The organism is Bacillus sp. SRL543 (assembly GCF_984799205.1).
This window is the reverse complement of record NZ_OZ481794.1, coordinates 3,724,410-3,743,671: the sequence shown is the minus strand read 5'-3', so window position 1 is coordinate 3,743,671 and position 19,262 is coordinate 3,724,410. Positions and strand designations below refer to the sequence as shown.

The following is a 19,262-nucleotide window of genomic DNA, read 5'->3' as shown; positions in this document are numbered from 1 at the left end:
GGCCGCTGCCGGAAAGCAGCGGCCTTTAACTTTTATTCCGGGTCTTTTTCGGTCCTGACCACAAGCACATCACATGGGGCATAGCGGGTGATATGCTCGGAAACACTGCCGATCAGGAAGCGTTCGACTGCATTCAGGCCGGTTGCCCCGCAGATGATCAAATCTGCGTGCCGGACCTTGGCAATTTCCTTGGGGATTTTCACTTTCGGAGAACCATAGTCTGTCACATATTCCACATTTTCTATTCCAGCCTCAAATGCTTCTTGCTGATACTTTTTAAGCAATTCGGCCGCGAACATGTCAGCCCGTTCAGCAATTGTCCTGTCATAAGCTTCAACAGTCGCAAAGGTGCGTGTATCGATGATATGGGCAAGGGTCAGCTTTGCCTTGTTCCTGACCGCAATCCCGACCGCCTTCTTGAAGGCCCATTCCGCTTCTTTGGAGCCGTCTACTGCTACTAAAATGTTTTTATACGTGAGCGTCATTTGAATCTCCTCCTTTACCTTTATTATACATTACCCCAAAATGCATAACTGTTACAGAAATCCGAAAGATAGTATAGATGTTTTAATTTGATAAGGGGGATTATTACAATGCCAAAAGAGCCAAAAGGGCAGTCTCATTATATTTATGACGACCAGGGGCACAGCGAGGTAAGTGCACAAATCATGGATTCGTACAACAGCGGTGTCATCGATCAGGAAAACGGAAGAGTGGACACTTACAGCAGCAAAGAGGAAACAAAATAAACATGGAAAAAGTGCAGGGCGTAAGTCCTGCACTTTTCTCATTATTGCCTCCCCTTCTGCACCCGGAGAGAGATGTAGAGGGAGGCGGTGGCTATGAATGACACGAAGCCGGGTGAAGCATTTTCGGGCAGGAGGCTGTATAGGATTACTCCGAAAGCCATGCTTATGATTGCCTGCTTATTTACAAAACCAGGCTCCCGCAGGACCAGCAGATCTGTCTCAGCCAGCTTCCGCTTTTTTACAAAAAGAAAATCTGCTGCAATGACCGCAGAAATGGGAATGACAAAGGTGCCGAGCAGAGATATGTATTTCTGCGCTGATTCAACGATATCAGGAAAGCAGCTCAGAAAGACTGCAGCGAGCCCGAACAGGATTGCACTCTTTATCCTGCCGAGCCCCTGGAAAGTATTCAGCAGACTGAACCCGCCTGTATAGGCGTTATTCAGGTTGATGGAAATCATCGACATCATGGCACATGCGAAAATAAGCACCAAAATGGGTACAGAAGATGTGAGGGTGCTCGCTGACACAAAAGGGTTCAGCTCTCCCAGGAGGCTTGCAGACAGTGCGCCTAAAACGGCTGTGATGGCAAATCCTGCTGTGTTCCCGGAAAAAAGCCCCCAAAAAGCGCCGCGTGCTGATTTTGCGTACCTTGCCATATCAGAAGAGGCACTGACTCCGGAAACGTATTGGACAAAAGCCAGGCTTGAGTAGAAAAGAAAGGAAGAAAACGCCCAGCCGCCATGGCTTAACATTGCAGTATGGCCGATTTGGCCCGCTTTTTGGATCAGCAGAACAAAGAGCGCAACCTGGCCGACCAGCAGGAATGGCATAAAATAACGGGTTGCTTTTTTTACTGCATCAAAGCCGACGAGCGCCAAAATGGCCATGATCAGGGCAAGGCACACTGAAACTGCCAGAAAAGGCAGCTTTATAGAAAATAATCTGCTCCCCAGTTCAGTCAGTACAGCAGTCCCGCCGATCGTCTGGACTGCAAACCAGTATAAGGACGTCAATGTGCGGATCGGAGACGATATATATCTTGCTGCCCTGGTCCCAAGCATGCTCCTGATCGCATATTGTGCAGGCAGCCCGTATCTTGATCCCGGCAGCGTCAAAAAGGACACAAACAGAAAGGCGAAAGCAGCACCTATCATGGTGGATGCAACAGCGGCATAAAAAGAAAGTCCCCCTGAAATCACGGCAAGTGCAGGGACAAGGAAATTCCCTGAATTAACCGAAAAGGCCATTTGCAAAACTGTATAATCATACCAGGGTGTCTGTTTAAGATGCGAAGGAACCGCCTCGAGACCCAGCTGCTCAATTTTTCCCTGGCCGTCTTTTTGTATTTTGGCAGTAGAAGCCATAGATGCATCAGCTCACTTTCTAACATACATTTTACAATAATCAGTGTGGAACTGGAGTATATTTTTTTATCCAGAGGGTCAAAGAGGGCGTTTGCGCAGAATAACCAGTCAAAATTTCACAGGGCTTATCCCTGCAGCGATGTAAGGGTTTACAGGCGGCGGAAAAATTTTTCTTTCTTCTTTTCCTATAAAGGTGTTATAGTAGTATCGGTTCTATCCTATTTACTATATTTTGCAGGAGGTATGCAGCATGCGTATCGGAATACCCAGAGAGATAAAAAACAATGAAAATCGTGTCGCAATGACACCGGCTGGCGTTGTCAATTTGCTGAATTTTGGCCATGAAGTATTAATTGAAACCCAGGCTGGCATGGGATCCGGTTTCACTGATGAAGACTATACAGCTGCTGGCGCGAAAATTGTAAACAGTGCAGAGGAAGCATGGTCCATGGAAATGGTCATGAAAGTAAAAGAGCCCCTGCCTAGTGAATATGCTTATTTCCGTGAAGGCCTGATTTTATTTACATACTTGCATTTAGCTCCAGAGCCTGAATTGACGAAGGCTTTGATTGATAATAAAGTGGTTGGGATCGCTTATGAAACGGTTCAGCTTGCCAATCATGCATTGCCTCTTTTGACTCCTATGAGCGAGGTTGCCGGAAGGATGGCTTCCCAGATCGGAGCGCAGTTCCTTGAGAAGGTACATGGCGGCAAGGGAATCCTGCTATCCGGGGTGCCTGGCGTGCAGCGCGGAAAGGTGACGATCATCGGCGGCGGTGTTGCCGGTACAAATGCAGCTAAAATGGCGGTCGGCCTTGGTGCAAAGGTAACGATCATTGACCTGAGCCCGGAGCGCCTGCGCCAGCTGGATGATATCTTCGGCAATGATGTGACAACATTGATGTCCAATCCTTATAATATTGCAGAAGCGGTCAAAGAATCTGATCTTGTGATCGGTGCAGTTCTGATCCCGGGGGCAAAAGCGCCAAAGCTTGTGACAGAAGAAATGATCATGAGCATGAATCCTGGATCTGTAGTGGTTGATATTGCAATCGACCAGGGCGGAATCTTCGAGACTACTGACAGGATCACTACCCATGACAACCCGACTTACGAAAAGCATGGTGTGGTCCATTATGCAGTTGCCAATATGCCGGGCGCTGTTCCGCGCACATCGACGATTGCCCTGACAAACGTTACTGTGCCATATGCGGTGCAGATTGCCAATAAAGGCTACAAGCAAGCTTGCGCAGACAATGAAGCTCTGCTGAAGGGCATCAACACCCTCAATGGCTATGTTACCTATAAAGCTGTAGCCGAGGCACACGGCCTTGACTATTCTGATACAGCGACACTGCTAGAGCAGCAGTAAACAAAAAGATCCGGAGCAGATTGCTCCGGATCATCTTTTGTTTTTATCAGACAAATTGAAGTTCCTTTGGGAATTTCGTTAAAATTTCAACACCGCTGTCTGTTACAGCCAGATCATCCTCAATCCGGACACCTGCCACTCCAGGTACATATATGCCAGGCTCTATGGTAAATACCATGCCTTTTTCAAGCTGGAGGGAGTTGGATGAAGTCAATGAAGGATATTCATGAACACTCACTCCGAGGCCGTGGCCGAGGCGGTGTGGGAAGTATTCTCCGTAGCCGGCTTCTGCGATGATGTTCCTTGCCGCCATATCCAGTTCAGAGCAGGCAGCACCTGGCTTTGAGAGCTCCACGGCAGCCAGCTGCGCTTTCAGGACCGTATCATAAATCTCTCTCTGCTTTTCGCTGATTTCTCCGTAAGCGACAGTGCGGGTGATATCTGAGCAGTACCCATCGACTACCACGCCCAAATCAAAAAGGACAAGGTCGCCTTTCTTGATTTTGGTCATTCCCGGAGTCCCGTGGGGAGATGCACCGTTTGCGCCGGTCAGGACCATCGTAGAGAAGGACATCTCATTGATCCCTTTTTTCTTCAATGCATACTCGACCGCAGCGAGAACATCCATCTCTGTCTTGCCCTCTTTAATTTCTTCACAGCCTGTTTGGATGGCAAAATCGGCCAGGGCGCAGGCTTCACGGATGATTTTCAGCTCCTTCTCATCTTTTACCATCCTGAGTTTTCTCAGCTTTTCTTCTGCAGAAAAGAATGCGGCGGCAGGGAATAAAGCAGAAATTGCTTCATACCGCTCTACATTCATATGTTCTTTTTCAACTGCAGCCCTGCCGACTTTTTGATTCCTTTTCTGGATGGCCGACGAGATGAATTCCCAGGGATTATCCGTATCGCTGTAGCCGATGATTTCATACTCCCAGCCGGCATTCCTAGCATCGTTTTTCTCCATCCCGGGGCACACAAGGAACGGCTCTTCATCCTGGAATACGCCCAGGCCAAGGAGGCGTTCATGAGGATCGCTGAGGAACCCGCTTAAATAAAAGACATTATCTGAAGATGTGACAAAGCTGAAATCAATATTCTCTTCCTTCATCCATTGTGATAATTTGCTGATTCTGCTGTCCATGCAAAAAACCTCCTAAATCGTATGTATATGTGTTTGCTTCACATTAATTGTAAACTTTTAAGTGTGAATTAGAAAGGGTATAAGAGTATATGCAGAAGGAAATCCTGTATTTCTGTTGAACATTGAACTACATAAGACTTTGAAGGGAGAAGATAGCAATGAAAGTTTCATATCATGGGCATGCTGTCATAAAAATTGAAACAAAAGGCAAGGTGATTGTATTCGATCCATTTATCACTGGCAATGATTTGACAGACCTGAAAGCAGAGGATGTCAAACCGGATGTCATCATTCTGACACATGGCCACAGTGACCATCTTGGCGATACAGTGGAATTGGCAAGGAACAATGATTCTCTTGTCATCGCAAATGCCGAGCTTGCTGCTTATCTGGGCTGGCAGGGGATCAGGACGCATGCGATGAGCATCGGCGGCGCATATGAATTCGACTTTGGGAAGGTGAAACTCACACCTGCCATCCACGGCACTGGACTGATGACAGAGAATAAAGAGATCATCTATCTTGGCATGCCGGCCGGCGTTCTTTTCATGGCTGAGGGCAAAACCGTCTATCATGCAGGAGATACGGCATTATTTTCAGATATGAAGCTGATCGGCGACCGCCATCCGATTGATGTTGCATTCCTGCCGATCGGCGATAACTTTACAATGGGCCCGGAGGATGCCGCGTATGCAGCTGAGCTGCTGCAGGCAGGGGTGACAGTGCCTATTCATTTCAATACCTTCCCGCCGATCAAACAAGATCCCTGGAAATTCATTGAGATGCTTCCTGAAGGCAAAGGCAAGGTGCTTGATGCGGGAGAATCCATCGAACTATAAGTGATACAAGTGCAGCTGCGGCTGCACTTGTTTTTTTCTCCAGCCGAACCCTTCTGATCTAAGGGTATTTTTCAGGCATGTCCGCATAGATATAAGATAGAAAAAGGAGGAGTTGCAATGAAGAATAATCGATATTTGCTGTGTATCCTGCTATGCGGGGTGATGCTGTACTATGCGGTTCCGAAGCTGTCGATTGAAAGCCCGGGGGCAGAAGGCATCTTTGCCGGAGCCTGGCTGCTGCTGGCGCTGTTTGTGATGGCCGGCAATTTATCCGGCCTGCTGTTTTCGCAAGCCAAAGCGAAGGCAAGGCTATCAGCGGAAGCAGCAGCCAAAAGGAAAAAGAGGCCAGCCAGGAGCTTCAGCAAGTAGCCTGAAGGCTTCGGTTCTGCTGTATATTTGTTATAACATCAATAGTAAAATTGAATCGGCCGGGAATTCACCTTATAATAAAAATAAGAAAATTTTACAAGACGAACAGCAATTTTAAATAAAGGGTGAAGGTTTTGGCTACTAAGCATGAACAAATTCTGCAATATATAGATGAGCTTCCGATCGGTGAAAAGATTTCCGTCAGGCAGATAGCAAAGGCGCTGTCAGTAAGTGAGGGGACAGCTTACCGTGCCATCAAGGATGCAGAAAACAAAGGCTATGTGAGCACGATCGAAAGAGTCGGCACCATCAGGATCGAAAGAAAGAAAAAAGAGAATATTGAAAAGCTGACATTTGCTGAAGTGGTCAATATTGTGGACGGGACTGTCCTCGGAGGGCGCGACGGCCTCCATAAAACCCTTAACAAATTCGTGATCGGCGCCATGAAACTGGAAGCCATGATGCGCTATACGGGCGCCGGGAACCTGCTGATCATAGGGAACAGGACACGCGCCCATGAGCTTGCCCTGAAAGCGGAGGCGGCGGTCCTGATCACAGGCGGATTCGATACGGATGATGAAGTCAAAAAGCTGGCCGATGAACTTCAGCTGCCAATCATCTCTACAAGCTATGATACGTTCACCGTAGCCACGATGATCAACAGGGCAATCTATGATCAGCTGATCAAAAAAGAGATTGTCATGGTAGAGGATATTTTGACCCCGCTGCAGGAGACAGTGTTCCTGTATTCCTCTGAAACTGTATCAGAATGGCATGGCCGCAACAGGGAAACCCTTCACAGCCGCTTCCCGGTCGTGGATCAGAATATGAAAATACAGGGCATGATCACTTCAAAGGATATCATGGGACATGCTCCGGACTCAGCTATCGATAAGCTGATGACCAAAAGCCCGATGACTGTAAATGGGAAGACAAGTGTAGCGTCTGCCGCCCATATGATGGTCTGGGAAGGCATCGAGGTCCTTCCCGTTGCCGATGAAGCCAATCGGCTCCAGGGGATCATCAGCAGGCAGGATGTGCTCAAGGCGCTGCAGATGATCCAGAGGCAGCCGCAGGTGGGAGAGACAATAGATGATACTGTGACAAGCCAGCTGGTCCTGTCGCGGGGAAAGGCAAGGAGCGAAGATGTATATCGCTGTGAGGTCAGCCCCCAGATGACCAACCCGCTCGGCACAATCTCTTACGGTGTGTTCACAACCATTGTCACCGAAGCAGCCAACAGAGTCCTGAGAAGCTATAAAAAAGGGGACCTTGTCGTAGAGAATATGACCATCTACTTCCTAAAGCCCGTCCAGATCGACAGCGTACTCGAAATCGTTCCCAAAATACTTGAAGCAGGGCGTAAATTTGGCAAAGTAGACGTCGAAGTCTTCAGCGAGGGCACTCTGGTTGGAAAAGCCATGATGATGTGCCAGCTCATTGACCGGCATTAAGAAAAGCGGAAAAGCCTTGTTATATTAAAGAACGCAGGCTAAGAACGCCACGTCCTGTGGCAACGCCTGCATGACCCACATCCTGTGGGCCCAGCATAAGACGCGCTGGAATAAAAGGCGTTCTTTGCCTTTAATTCCAGCGTGGCTTATGACTCGAGGGGCTAGGCTTTGGAGCTGGACAGGAAGAAAAGCGAGGCGCCCTTGGCCATGAGGCAGCTTCCGCATCTAAAAGCAAGGCCATAAATAAAAGCCGATCCCATATGGAACGGCTTTTTGAAAAAGGCTTCAGTTTTGCTGTTTGCGGATTTCTTCTGCTTCCTGTGCGGCATATGGGAGATAGTGCTTGTAGGCTTTGAAGCCTGCCCAGACATTGATTCCGCCGAGAAGGATAAAGACAGCCGCCACAATATAAGTGACCGTTGTGCTGTAAAGGAAAAGCTGGTTGATGCCAAATAGCGCAACAAACAGTCCGAGTGCGATGCTTGATTTCGAAGACAGCCATTTTTTTTCTGCAGGCCTTTGGCATCTCACGGTCTTCACTTTATAAAATACATAAAATGCAATGGAAATAATAATCAGTATGACTAAAACAGGCATTAGGATTCCTCCGGGCATTATTCTTTAATCAAAATAAGTGACAGCCTGATTGTGAGCCGGCACCTATATTATTTTAACGATAATCAGGAGGAAAAGCCATAAAAAGCGTAGGCCGTTTCTTTTTCTTTTGAATCTTCTATGCTAATAATTAGATATACTTTCTAAAAGGAGAAAATCATGAAATCCAAAATTCTTGATGAAATAAAAAAATATGATACCATCATCATCCACCGCCATGTAAGGCCAGATCCTGATGCATACGGCTCCCAGGGCGGGCTTGCAGAGATCATTAAAACATCTTTTCCGGAAAAAACAGTATATACGGTCGGGCAGGAGGAAGAGTCGCTGAATTTCATGAGGCGGCTTGACAGCATCCCGGACGAAGCCTATAAAGGGGCTTTGGTCATCGTGTGCGACACAGCCAATCAGGAGCGGGTCTGTGATCAGAGATATACAATGGGCGACAAGCTTATCAAGATCGACCACCACCCGAACGAAGATCCTTATGGCGATCTGAAGTGGGTCGATACCGATGCCAGCTCTGTCAGCGAAATGATCTATGAATTTTACCTTGATGGAAAAGATTCCGGCCTGAAGATGTCTGACGAGGCAGCCAGACTGATATACGGGGGCATTGTAGGAGATACTGGACGGTTCCTGTTTCCAAGCACAACGGAGAAAACCTTTGAAATCGCAGGTGAATTGATCCGCTACAATTTTTCCCGGACAGATCTTTATGACAAGATGTATGAGCTCAAGCCGAATGTTGTCAAACTGAACGGATATGTCCTGCAGAATTTCGAGGTACTTGCCAATGGGGCCGCAGCAGTGACAATCAGCAGGGAGCTTCAGGAGCAATATGGACTCAAGGCATCCGATGCATCCCTTCTTGTCGGTGTGCTTGGCAATGTCCAGGGAATAATAGCGTGGGTATTCTTTATCGAGGAAGAAGACCAGATAAGGGTCCGCCTGCGTTCTAAAGGTCCGGTCATCAATGGCCTGGCCAAAAAGTACAAAGGCGGGGGGCATCCCTTGGCAGCAGGGGCTTCCATTCATTCCTGGGAAGAAAAGAACAGTGTCATCAAAGATTTGGAGGAAATCTGCCTGCAATAGGCTTAAAGGGCGCCAGTATTGGCGCCCTTCTCTTATTCTTCAAAAGATATCTTAAGGGAGATCGTCAATGTTGTGAAAATGACCATCTCACTTACTTCCAGGCGGTATCGTTTATCATTGATGCGGAATGTCCGGTTTTCAATGACTTTCCTGATCAGTCCGGTGCTTCTCGATACACTCTCCATATCCTTGGCTACGAGGATTCTTATATCTTCCTTGACGCTGTCCTCGACCTGGAGCACACTTAAAGTATCAAGCTTATATTTATCGGCGTTGGTTATTTTTACTTTTATGTCCTGGACAGTCATCTGTTTGAGGCTTTTCTTGTTTTGTTCCTTGAAGCTTTCCTGCCATAGCTTGATATCATTTCTTAGCCCTGTAATCGTTTCTTCCTGCTTTTCGATCTTAAAACTGTAATCCTCCTGCCATACGCCAAAGATAAATAAGAAGATGAACCAGCTGACAGCGCCGCCGATGGCCATGCCGGCAAACAGCTGCTGCCATGCCGGCTTCCTGTAATAAGGAGGGATCCTCATGATATATGCTCCTGTGTGAGCCAGCTGATGATCAGTGCTCCCGTCTGTGCCCCGCCCAATGCGGACAGGATAAGCATGAACTGTTTGAAAATGTCTTTTGTCTCCCCCTGGAACAGCCCTCTTTCAAAGCTGTATACAGCATCAAAGGTCCCTCCGATCGCTGCGACGATCGCCCAGATCCTGATCATGTTGGAGAGGCGGAACACTTCAGTCAGAGGCGGCTTCCCTGTGAGGAAAGCTGCAAGTCCCCCGATGATCGATCCCCCGATCAAAACACCCAGTGCAATAAAATAGCTTTCCATCATTGAAGCAAAAAATGGCTGGTGTTTCATAGTAAACCCTTCCTTATCGAGATAGTCGCTCGTTTGAATGATCTATTAATATATCCGTCCTATTCCATCATATGGACAAACTCAGGCTAATATGTTCAGGATGGCAAACTTGAGCGGTATATTAATGATCCATTTCTTAGGTAAGGGCCCCCAGGCTGTGGACCTCATGCCATAATATCGTTTTTTTTGGGAGCAAGGCTTTTCCGCATTTCGTATTGTCCAGCTTCAGCGTCTTATGCATGGGGCCCACAGGATGTGGGTCATGCGGACGTTGCCACAGGACGTGGCGTACTTAGTCCGCGTTCCTCTATTGGGCAAGCCGCTTCCGCATTTCGTATTGTCCAGCTCCAGCGGCTAGAGACTCGAGTCATAAGCCACCGGAGAATTAAAGGCAAAGAACGCCTTTTATTCTCCGGCGTCTTATGCTTGTCGTCTCTGGGCAAGCCGCTTCCGCTTTTCTATTTTCTTTTTGGAAACGGACGTTCTATAATTGATATTATAAAAGTTTCTTTCTAGTGCGGAGCCGGCGGGGAGGTTGAGAGTTCCTGCCAGGCTTTGTGCATGGAACGACGGATTAAGGGTGTGAGGTTATGTCATTTATTCACCTTCATGTATATAGTGCATACAGCCTGCTGACAAGTACGGTATCGGTTGAACAGCTTGTTGCAGGGGCAAAGCAGAAAGGCTTCAGTGCCATTGCCTTGACAGACCGGAATGTAATGTACGGTACGGTTCCGTTTTACAAGGAATGCCTCAAGCATTCTATTAAACCAATCATCGGCCTTTGTGCAGATATAGAATCCCGCACGGGTGAAAATGGGCCGAGCCCTTTGGTGCTGCTTGCCCAAAACCAGGACGGCTTTCAGAATCTGCTGAAAATAACGAGTACTCTTCAAACGAAAGCGGACGAAGGAATTCCGGTCAAATGGCTGAAGCATTATTCAGCCGGGCTTATTGCCCTTACACCGGGAATGGAAGGGGAAATCGAACAGTATATTGCCGTGGATGAAGAAGATAAGGCGCTTGAAGCCATTCGGGTTTATACAGAAATTTTCGGAAAGGACCGGTTTTATCTGGCGTATCAGGACCATGGCCTGCCGGAAGAAAAGAAGATTAACAGGAAGCTGAAAGACATTTCCGTGGAGCATGGCATCCGGACTGCTGCGGCAAACCAGGTATTTTATGCCGAAAAAGAAGATGCTTTTGCCCAGGAATGCCTTCTGGCCATCAAAAACGGCGATAAACTGCAGGACGAAAACCGTTTCCGTCTTCAAAGCGATGAATATTATCTTAAGACAGCAGAAGAAATGACAGGAATATTCACGGAAAGCCCTGAAGCTCTGGAGAACACGATAAGGATTATGGAGCAGTGCAATGTCATGCTGGAGCTGGATAAGAAGCATCTGCCAAAATATCCCGTCCAGGAAGGGGATGCGGATGCACTGCTGGAGGAACTTTGCTGGAAGGGATTTGCCGAACGCTATCCTGATGCTGGAGAAGTTCACCGAAAGCGCCTTTTATATGAGTTAAGCATCATCAAGAAGATGAAGTTCAGCGATTATTTCCTGATTGTCTGGGATTTTATCAAATTCTCGAGGGAAAACGGCATCCTTACAGGCCCTGGAAGGGGATCTGCGGCCGGATCAATGGTTTCCTACGTCCTTCATATCACCGATGCAGACCCGATTGAGCATGAACTACTGTTTGAGCGCTTCCTGAATCCCGAGCGGATATCCATGCCTGATATCGATATAGACTTTCCAGACCATAGAAGGGATGAGGTCATCAGATACGTCGCCCAAAAATACGGCGAGCTCCATGTGGCCCAGATCATCACTTTCGGCACGCTGGCAGCCAAAGCGGCAATGCGGGATACCGGAAGGGTGTTCGGCCTGAATGCAAAAGAGCTTGAGCAGGTTTCGCGCCTGATCCCGTCCCGACCAGGCACAAACCTGAATACAGCCTACAAAGAATCAGAACAGCTGCGGGCTTTTACTGCGGAATCCAGCCTGAATAAGAGGTTATTTGAAACAGCGCTGAAAATAGAAGGGCTTCCAAGGCACACCTCTACACACGCTGCGGGTGTGGTAATCAGTGAATTTCCCCTCGTTAATGTTGTCCCGATCCAGCAGGGCCATGAAGGAGTCTACTTGACGCAATACTCAATGGAGCATCTGGAAGCTGCCGGACTTCTGAAAATGGACTTCCTCGGGCTGCGGAATCTTTCCCTTATTGAAACGATCTTATCCTCCATTCAGCGGAAAACAGGAAAGAAGCCTGATATAAAAAAGATTCCCCTGGATGATGAAAAGACATACAGGCTGCTGAGCGCCGGCGAAACGACGGGTGTCTTTCAGCTTGAATCTGATGGAATGCGGAATGTACTCAAGAAGCTGAAGCCGACCCGCTTTGAAGATATTGTGGCTGTCAATGCATTATACAGGCCTGGACCGATGGAAAATATCCCTTCTTTCATTAACAGGAAGCATGGAAAGGAGCCTATTTCCTATCCTCACCCAGACCTGAAGCCATATTTGGAGAAAACATACGGTGTCATTGTCTATCAGGAGCAGATCATGCAGATTGCTTCCAAGATGGCCGGTTTTTCGCTGGGAGAGGCGGATCTGCTGAGAAGGGCTGTCAGCAAAAAGCAGAAGGATGTGCTGGACCGGGAGAGGGGGCATTTTACATCAGGTGCCGTGAACAGCGGATATGATGAGAAAACAGCCCAGGAAGTATATGACCTCATTGTGCGCTTTGCGAATTACGGCTTTAACAGAAGCCATGCTGTTGCCTACAGCTTTATCGCTTATCAGCTTGCTTTTCTGAAAGCCAATTACCCTTTGAACTTTATGGCTGCGCTTCTATCGCAGGCTTCTGGCAATGAAGACAAGCTTGCCCAGTACATCCGGGAGCTTAAGCAGCTGGGGCTCACGCTTCTTCCTCCATCCATCAATGCGAGCGGCTATACCTTCCAGGCGGAAAGCGGGGGCATCCGCTACAGCCTCGCAGCGGTGAAAGGGATAGGTGCTTCAGTTCTGAAGGATGTCTTCCACGCCCGAAGGCAGAAGCGCTTTGAAGACTTGTTTGATTTTTGCATCAGGGTGCCGGCAAAATCAGCATCCCGAAAGGTTCTCGAGGCATTTGTCCATTCCGGCAGCTTCGATGAATTTGGAGAAGACCGCGCTGTTCTGCTTGCCACTCTTGATATAGCGATTGAGCACGCCGAGCTGGTTAGGCCGGATGATTCCGGACAGGAAGATTTCTTCTCTGATGATGAGTTTTCCATTAAGCCGAAGTACGCGGAAAATGATCCCATCCGCATTGAAGATAAGCTTCAATATGAAAAAGAGTATCTGGGCCTGTATCTGTCAGACCACCCTGTTTCCGTGTATGCTGCGAGTTTTGCTTCTCTCGGTGTCACACAGCTTGCAGATATGGAACCTGGCAGCAGGAATATAAGGACTGCCGCTTATCTGTCTGAAGTGAAAAAAATCAGGACAAAGAAGGGTGAGGCCATGGCTTTCCTGTCCCTGAATGACCAGAGCGGAGAAATGGAGGCAGTCGTATTCCCGGCGGTATATAAAAAGGATTCTGCCGTTTTGAAGCAGGGAGCTATCCTCCTTTTGGAAGGAAAAGCCGAGGAGCGGGATGGAAAGATACAGTTCCTTGTGAACCGTGCGGCAGAGATGGTACAGGCTGCCGCAGAACCTGTCAAAAATGACAGGACCCTTTATCTCAAGGTCCCGGAAGATAAAGAAACGCCTGAAATCCTGAATAAGCTTAAGGAGCTCTTGGGGAGAACTCCAGGCCCTGTTCCGGTCGTCCTTCATTATGCAGGATCACAAAAGACGATCCGCCTGGCAGATGGGAATGGGGCAGATGCCTCAGAAAAGCTGATCAAAGAACTTGGCGGCGTGCTCGGCACTGAAAATGTAATATCGAAATAATGGAATTCTTTCTTAGTTCAGGCAGGGATTTGGGTGCTTCTGACAGAAAGATATCAGCAGCAAGTCTTTCTGAAATCAGGCAGGAGCGGAAGAAAATACGACATTAGAACCGGTTGTTTTGTCTTTACATCAAAACAGGATATGTTATATTGGTAAATAGATTGACTGGTCTGACCACTAAAAATAGACATTAATATAGCTAGATTTAACCTTTCTGTATAAACGAAGGAGTGATCCGTTTTGACACTAAGAGAAGAAGCTTTGCATATGCACCGCGAAAACCAGGGCAAGCTGGAATCGAAATCCAAGGTCCAGGTGCGGAATGCCAAGGATTTAAGCCTTGCTTATTCGCCCGGGGTGGCTGAGCCGTGCAAGGCGATCTATGATAAGCCGGAAACAGTATATGAGTATACAATGAAGGGCAATATGGTTGCTGTAGTATCAGACGGGACAGCTGTACTTGGCCTGGGGAATATCGGCCCGGAGGCTGCACTTCCTGTAATGGAAGGGAAAGCAGTCCTTTTCAAAAGCTTTGCAGGCGTCGATGCTTTTCCCATCTGCCTGAATACGACTGATGTTGATAAAATTGTAGAAACTGTAAAGCTTCTTGAGCCAACCTTCGGGGGCGTCAATCTGGAGGATATCGCGGCTCCTAATTGCTTCGTGATTGAAGAAAGGCTCAAAAAAGAAACGAATATACCAATCTTCCACGATGACCAGCATGGCACGGCTATTGTGACAGTTGCGGGGATGGTCAATGCCCTTAAGCTCGCAGGAAAGAAGATGAATGAAGTCAAAGTGGTGGCCAATGGCGCAGGCGCTGCCGGAATTGCGATCATTAAGCTTTTGTACAGCTATGGCGTCAGGGATATCATCATGTGCGATACTAAAGGCGCTATTTATGAAGGCCGTCCTCAGGGCATGAATGATATTAAAAACGAAGTGGCGAAATACACGAACCGCGACAATAAGCAAGGCGGACTTGCAGATGTTATTGTCGATGCAGACGTGTTTATCGGAGTTTCTGTTGAAGGAGCCCTGACAGCCGAAATGGTCAGGACGATGAAGCAGGACCCCATTATTTTTGCGATGGCCAATCCAAACCCGGAAATCATGCCTGAAGAAGCAAAAGAGGCGGGTGCAATGGTAGTGGGCACCGGAAGGTCGGATTTCCCGAACCAGGTGAACAATGTTCTTGCTTTTCCCGGCATCTTCCGCGGAGCCCTGGATGTAAGGGCAACACATATAAATGAGAAAATGAAAGTGGCTGCGGTTGAAGCAATTGCCAGTCTGGTCAGCACTGAAGAGCTGGCTGCAGACTACGTCATTCCGGGACCATTCGATCCGAGGGTGGCACCGGCAGTGGCTGCAGCGGTAGCGAGGGCGGCCATGGAAACGGGTGTTGCCAGGATCAAAGTGGATCCTGAAGAAGTGAAGGCAAAAACAAGCAGACTTGCAGTCATTGGAAAAAGTGAGTGATCAGAGAGCGTGAATTTGTCGGAAGGCTCCAAAGTATACGTTGAAATCGTGAAAGAATTAAGATCGATGATCCAGGAAGATGGTTTGAAGCCCGGGGACAAATTGCCTTCTGAACGGGAACTGACAGAGCGCCTGAATGTCGGGCGCTCTTCCGTCCGTGAAGCGCTGAGGGCGCTTGAACTGCTTGGCCTTATCGAGACAAGGCGCGGGGAAGGTACATTCATCCGTGACTTCAGGGGGCACCAGCTTGTACAATTATTGAGTACATTCATCCTGCAGGATGAACGGTCGAAGCATGATGTCAGGGAAACAAAATACTTAATCGAGATGGACTGCCTGTGGCTGGTTATGCGCAAAGCAGAAGATGCCCAGCTTCTGGAGCTCCGGAAGTGGGTGGATTCATCTGCTTTTGAAGATGATGATTTTTTTTACAAAATTGTCAGCCTTGCAGATAACCATCTTTTCATCAGAATGTGGCTGATCCTGAAGGATTATTACAATTCACTTCATCTGCAAAATGCGGATGCCGGACTTGATGAGTATGCCGATCTTATCGATGCCCTTTCTACCCGGAAAGAGTCCGAGGTCAGGAGAGTGTATCGGGAATTGAGGAAATTGTCGATGCAGCGGTGACAGTTTTTTGCAAATTCTGCAAAGCGATTGTTCTATATTGATAGGGACAAACATACGAAGCGCCTGAAAAGGCTTCGTTTTTTAGGCCGGTGGTCTGACCACTGACTCATTAGGAATGTTTAAACATATTTGGGGCTGATAGTTCCTGAGGCATTTGCCAGAGATTAATTGCTTATGTAACGAATGGGGGAGGTTCACCTTGCTTAAAGATATATTCAGTAAACCAAAAAAGAAGAAATATGCAACCATACCTTCGGAAACCGCAAAGCATGATGTTCCAGAGGGAATTATGACGAAATGTCCTAATTGCAAAAAAATCATGTATACGAAAGAGCTGTCAAAGAATTTAAAAGTGTGCTTCCATTGCCAGCATCATCATTCGATGAATTCCCGTGAGCGGCTGCACAGCTTCCTTGATCCCAACACTTTTGAAGAGCTGAACGGGAATATGATATCTGAGAATCCGCTTGGATTTCCTGATTATGTGGAGAAGCTGGAGAAGGATCGCAAGAAGACAGGCATCAATGAAGCTGTCGTAACCGGGACCGGTGAAGTGGAAGGCATGAAAGTCTCTGTAGCTGTAATGGATTCGACTTTCCGGATGGGAAGCATGGGATCTGTAGTCGGGGAGAAAATCACCCGTGCAATTGAAAAAGCGGATGAGCTGTCTGTTCCGTTCATCATTTTCACGGCTTCAGGCGGTGCAAGGATGCAGGAAGGGGTCCTCAGCCTGATGCAGATGGCCAAGACGAGCGTTGCTCTCAAGCGATTCAGCGACCATGGCGGCCTGATCATATCGATCATGACCCATCCTACTACAGGGGGCGTTTCGGCAAGCTTTGCCTCGCTGGGTGATTATAATCTTGCAGAGCCGGGAGCACTGATCGGCTTTGCAGGCCGGAGGATCATTGAGCAGACGATCAGGGAAGAACTGCCTGAGGACTTCCAGACATCTGAATTCCTGCTTAAGCATGGCCAGCTTGATGCGGTCGTCCCAAGGCCGGAACTGAAGGAGAAAGTAGCCAACATACTCAGCATTCATCAAGGAGGTGACTTCGAATGGTAGGAGAACTTGAATTTGAAAAGCCGGTCATAGAGCTGAAAAAGAAAATTGCCGAACTGAAGGATTTTACTAAAAATGCAGAAGTCGACCTTTCTGCTGAAATAACCAAGCTTGAGAACCGCCTTGAGAAGCTGGAGAAGGACATTTATGAAAATCTGAAGCCCTGGGACAGGGTGCAGATTGCACGCCACCCTGCCCGGCCGACGACACTTGATTATATATCCCACATCTTTACCGACTTTTTTGAGTGCCATGGAGACAGGGCGTTTGGAGATGATGAAGCCATTGTCGGTGGAATAGCGAAGTTCAGGGGCCTGCCTGTCACGGTCATCGGCCAGCAGCGCGGCAAGGATACCAAGGAAAACATACGCAGGAATTTCGGGATGCCGCATCCGGAAGGGTACCGCAAGGCCCTCCGCCTGATGAAGCAGGCAGAGAAGTTCAGCCGTCCCATCATCTGCTTCATTGACACAAAAGGGGCTTATCCCGGGAAGGCAGCAGAAGAGCGGGGGCAAAGTGAAGCAATTGCCCGCAATCTGTTTGAGATGGCCGGCCTTACTGTGCCTGTACTCTGTGTTGTCATTGGGGAAGGCGGCAGCGGGGGCGCCCTGGCATTGGGCGTAGGAAACCGCATCATGATGCTTGAGAACTCCACCTATTCTGTCATCTCTCCTGAAGGGGCAGCAGCGATTCTATGGAAAGATGCAGCCCAGGCAAAAAGGGCGGCAGAGTCAATGAAGATCACCGCTCCGGATCTGAAGGAGCTGGGGATCGTTGATGAGGTGATCCCGGAAATCAAAGGGGGAGCCCACAAGGATGTGAGGGGACAGGCCTTTGAAATAGAGAGCATCCTCTACTCAGCACTGAAGGAACTGAAAGGCTTGACTATGGAACAGCTTGTCAGCCAGAGGTATGACAAATATAAGTCAATCGGGGAATACTCGTTTTTGAATGACTATATCGGGGTAAATTAAAAAACGTGCTTTCAGCACGTTTTTCTTTTACTGAGAATAGGAAAAGTCCTTTGCACCAATATTAAACGCTTTCATTTTAGCGATAATTCCGTCTTTTGCTGTTTCGTGCATGATTAAGTTGAGATAGATAATTCTTCATGGTATTTTAGAAATATTCCCTGCTATTATGTTTATAATAAGAGGGTATGAATTATCCTCTCAAATATATTTCTTTCCGATTTTATCCATTTACATAGTTTTTTTGGTATTGATAATTAATGAGGTGATTATGTTGAAACGAATTGGAGTATTAACAAGCGGAGGGGACGCTCCCGGGATGAACGCAGCTGTCCGTGCCGTAGTCCGAAAAGCAATCTTCCATGAAATTGAAGTATACGGCGTTTTCGGCGGATATGCCGGTCTGATCAGCGGCAATATCAAGAAACTGGAGCTCGGCTCAGTCGGCGATATCATCCACCGCGGCGGCACAATGCTTTATTCAGCCAGATGCGAAGAGTTCAAAACAAAAGAAGGACAGCAAAAGGGGATTGACCAGCTCAAAAAGCATGGCATCGACGGTCTCGTCGTAATCGGGGGAGACGGCTCCTATATGGGTGCCAAGGCATTGACTGAACAAGGATATCCATGTGTCGGTGTGCCGGGCACAATCGATAATGACATCCCTGGTACAGAGTTTACAATCGGTTTTGATACAGCTTTGAATACTGTCATTGATGCGATTGATAAAATCCGCGATACAGCTACGTCTCATGAAAGGACCTTCATCATTGAGGTTATGGGCCGCAATGCAGGCGATATCGCTTTATGGGCTGGCCTTGCAGGCGGGGCGGAAACCATCCTGATCCCAGAAGAGAATTACGATATGAACGACATTGCAGACCGCCTGAAAAAGGGTAATGAGCGCGGCAAGAAGCACAGCATCATTGTGGTTGCCGAAGGTGTATGCAGCGGCCATGAATTTGGAAAGCAGCTGAAAGAAGCAACCGGTACGGAAAATCGGATCTCAACACTGGGCCATATCCAGCGAGGCGGATCTCCGACTGCCTTTGACCGTGTGCTTGCCAGCAGGCTCGGCGCCCGTGCGGTGGAGCTGCTCCTTGAGGGCAAAGGCGGCCGTGCAGTAGGCATGGAGCAGAATAAATTGGTTGATTATGATATTATTGAAGCATTGGGCAGAAAGCATACCGTAGACCTTGACTTGTACAAGCTGTCACAGGAGCTTTCCATTTAAAAGAATAGAGGAGGCTTGCGAGGAACCCTCCCCGCCTTCTTTCTTCCGGGCCGGCAGATCGGA

The 19,262-nt window shown here is 48.0% G+C and carries 18 protein-coding genes; 12 read left to right on the top strand and 6 right to left on the bottom strand.

Annotation, left to right across the window (positions count from 1 at the left end):
* Positions 1-32 precede the first annotated feature (32 nt).
* On the bottom strand, positions 33-485 hold the full coding sequence (locus AC4E8B_RS19110; protein ID WP_490214912.1) for a universal stress protein: 453 nt from the start codon (positions 483-485) through the stop codon (positions 33-35).
* Positions 486-593: 108 nt separating this feature from the next.
* Between AC4E8B_RS19110 and AC4E8B_RS19105 the strand changes: the two genes are divergently transcribed.
* Positions 594-749, top strand: a complete 156-nt coding sequence (locus AC4E8B_RS19105; protein WP_490214911.1) for a hypothetical protein — start codon at positions 594-596, stop codon at positions 747-749.
* Positions 750-790: 41 nt separating this feature from the next.
* Here AC4E8B_RS19105 and AC4E8B_RS19100 read toward each other — a convergent pair whose 3' ends face one another.
* Positions 791-2,116, bottom strand: a complete 1,326-nt coding sequence (locus AC4E8B_RS19100; protein ID WP_490214910.1) for a purine-cytosine permease family protein — start codon at positions 2,114-2,116, stop codon at positions 791-793.
* A 250-nt stretch (positions 2,117-2,366) separates the two neighbouring features.
* Between AC4E8B_RS19100 and ald the strand changes: the two genes are divergently transcribed.
* Complete coding sequence (ald, locus tag AC4E8B_RS19095) at positions 2,367-3,488, top strand: alanine dehydrogenase (protein ID WP_490214909.1); 1,122 nt, start codon at positions 2,367-2,369, stop codon at positions 3,486-3,488.
* A 46-nt stretch (positions 3,489-3,534) separates the two neighbouring features.
* Here the strand turns inward: ald and AC4E8B_RS19090 are convergent, their stop codons facing one another.
* Positions 3,535-4,629, bottom strand: a complete 1,095-nt coding sequence (locus AC4E8B_RS19090; protein WP_490214908.1) for a M24 family metallopeptidase — start codon at positions 4,627-4,629, stop codon at positions 3,535-3,537.
* Positions 4,630-4,787: 158 nt separating this feature from the next.
* Here AC4E8B_RS19090 and AC4E8B_RS19085 point away from each other — a divergent pair, with 158 nt between their 5' ends.
* The 3 genes from AC4E8B_RS19085 to AC4E8B_RS19075 all read left to right on the top strand — a co-directional run bounded on the left by AC4E8B_RS19085 (position 4,788) and on the right by AC4E8B_RS19075 (position 7,291).
* Positions 4,788-5,468 carry a metal-dependent hydrolase gene (locus AC4E8B_RS19085; protein ID WP_490214907.1) on the top strand — a complete coding sequence of 227 codons (681 nt, stop codon included), beginning with the start codon at positions 4,788-4,790 and terminating at the stop codon, positions 5,466-5,468.
* Positions 5,469-5,585: 117 nt separating this feature from the next.
* Entirely contained in the window at positions 5,586-5,837 is a 252-nt protein-coding gene (locus tag AC4E8B_RS19080; RefSeq protein ID WP_490214906.1) for a hypothetical protein, read from the top strand.
* A 134-nt stretch (positions 5,838-5,971) separates the two neighbouring features.
* Positions 5,972-7,291, top strand: coding sequence for a DRTGG domain-containing protein (locus AC4E8B_RS19075; RefSeq protein WP_490214905.1), 1,320 nt, complete (start codon positions 5,972-5,974; stop codon positions 7,289-7,291).
* 285 nt (positions 7,292-7,576) lie between these two features.
* Here AC4E8B_RS19075 and AC4E8B_RS19070 read toward each other — a convergent pair whose 3' ends face one another.
* Positions 7,577-7,888 carry a YtpI family protein gene (locus AC4E8B_RS19070; protein ID WP_490214903.1) on the bottom strand — a complete coding sequence of 104 codons (312 nt, stop codon included), beginning with the start codon at positions 7,886-7,888 and terminating at the stop codon, positions 7,577-7,579.
* Between the two features lie 177 nt (positions 7,889-8,065).
* On the opposite strand from AC4E8B_RS19070, the gene AC4E8B_RS19065 reads away from it, so the two are divergent.
* Positions 8,066-9,001 (top strand): DHH family phosphoesterase, encoded by a 936-nt coding sequence (locus AC4E8B_RS19065; protein ID WP_490214901.1) that lies wholly within the window; start codon positions 8,066-8,068, stop codon positions 8,999-9,001.
* Positions 9,002-9,033: 32 nt separating this feature from the next.
* Here the strand turns inward: AC4E8B_RS19065 and ytrI are convergent, their stop codons facing one another.
* Positions 9,034-9,537: a sporulation membrane protein YtrI gene (ytrI, locus tag AC4E8B_RS19060; protein ID WP_490214899.1), complete on the bottom strand. Its 504-nt coding sequence runs from the start codon at positions 9,535-9,537 to the stop codon at positions 9,034-9,036.
* Positions 9,534-9,869 carry a sporulation membrane protein YtrH gene (gene ytrH / locus AC4E8B_RS19055; protein WP_009791343.1) on the bottom strand — a complete coding sequence of 112 codons (336 nt, stop codon included), beginning with the start codon at positions 9,867-9,869 and terminating at the stop codon, positions 9,534-9,536. The genes ytrI and ytrH overlap by 4 nt, the downstream gene beginning before the upstream one ends.
* A gap of 590 nt (positions 9,870-10,459) precedes the next feature.
* Here ytrH and dnaE point away from each other — a divergent pair.
* The 6 genes from dnaE (at position 10,460) to pfkA (ending at position 19,199) form a co-directional block, all read left to right on the top strand.
* Complete coding sequence (gene dnaE / locus AC4E8B_RS19050) at positions 10,460-13,819, top strand: DNA polymerase III subunit alpha (protein WP_490214897.1); 3,360 nt, start codon at positions 10,460-10,462, stop codon at positions 13,817-13,819.
* A 240-nt stretch (positions 13,820-14,059) separates the two neighbouring features.
* Positions 14,060-15,298, top strand: a complete 1,239-nt coding sequence (gene ystJ / locus AC4E8B_RS19045) for an NADP-dependent malic enzyme (RefSeq protein WP_490214896.1) — start codon at positions 14,060-14,062, stop codon at positions 15,296-15,298.
* A 66-nt stretch (positions 15,299-15,364) separates the two neighbouring features.
* Entirely contained in the window at positions 15,365-15,931 is a 567-nt protein-coding gene (locus tag AC4E8B_RS19040; protein ID WP_490219785.1) for a FadR/GntR family transcriptional regulator, read from the top strand.
* Positions 15,932-16,130: 199 nt separating this feature from the next.
* Entirely contained in the window at positions 16,131-16,997 is an 867-nt protein-coding gene (gene accD / locus AC4E8B_RS19035) for an acetyl-CoA carboxylase, carboxyltransferase subunit beta (protein ID WP_490214895.1), read from the top strand.
* Entirely contained in the window at positions 16,991-17,968 is a 978-nt protein-coding gene (gene accA / locus AC4E8B_RS19030; protein WP_490214894.1) for an acetyl-CoA carboxylase carboxyl transferase subunit alpha, read from the top strand. Before accD ends, accA begins: the two co-directional genes overlap by 7 nt.
* Before the next feature lie 271 nt (positions 17,969-18,239).
* A complete protein-coding gene (gene pfkA, locus AC4E8B_RS19025) occupies positions 18,240-19,199 on the top strand; it encodes a 6-phosphofructokinase (protein WP_490219783.1) in 960 nt (319 codons plus the stop codon).
* Positions 19,200-19,262 lie beyond the last annotated feature (63 nt).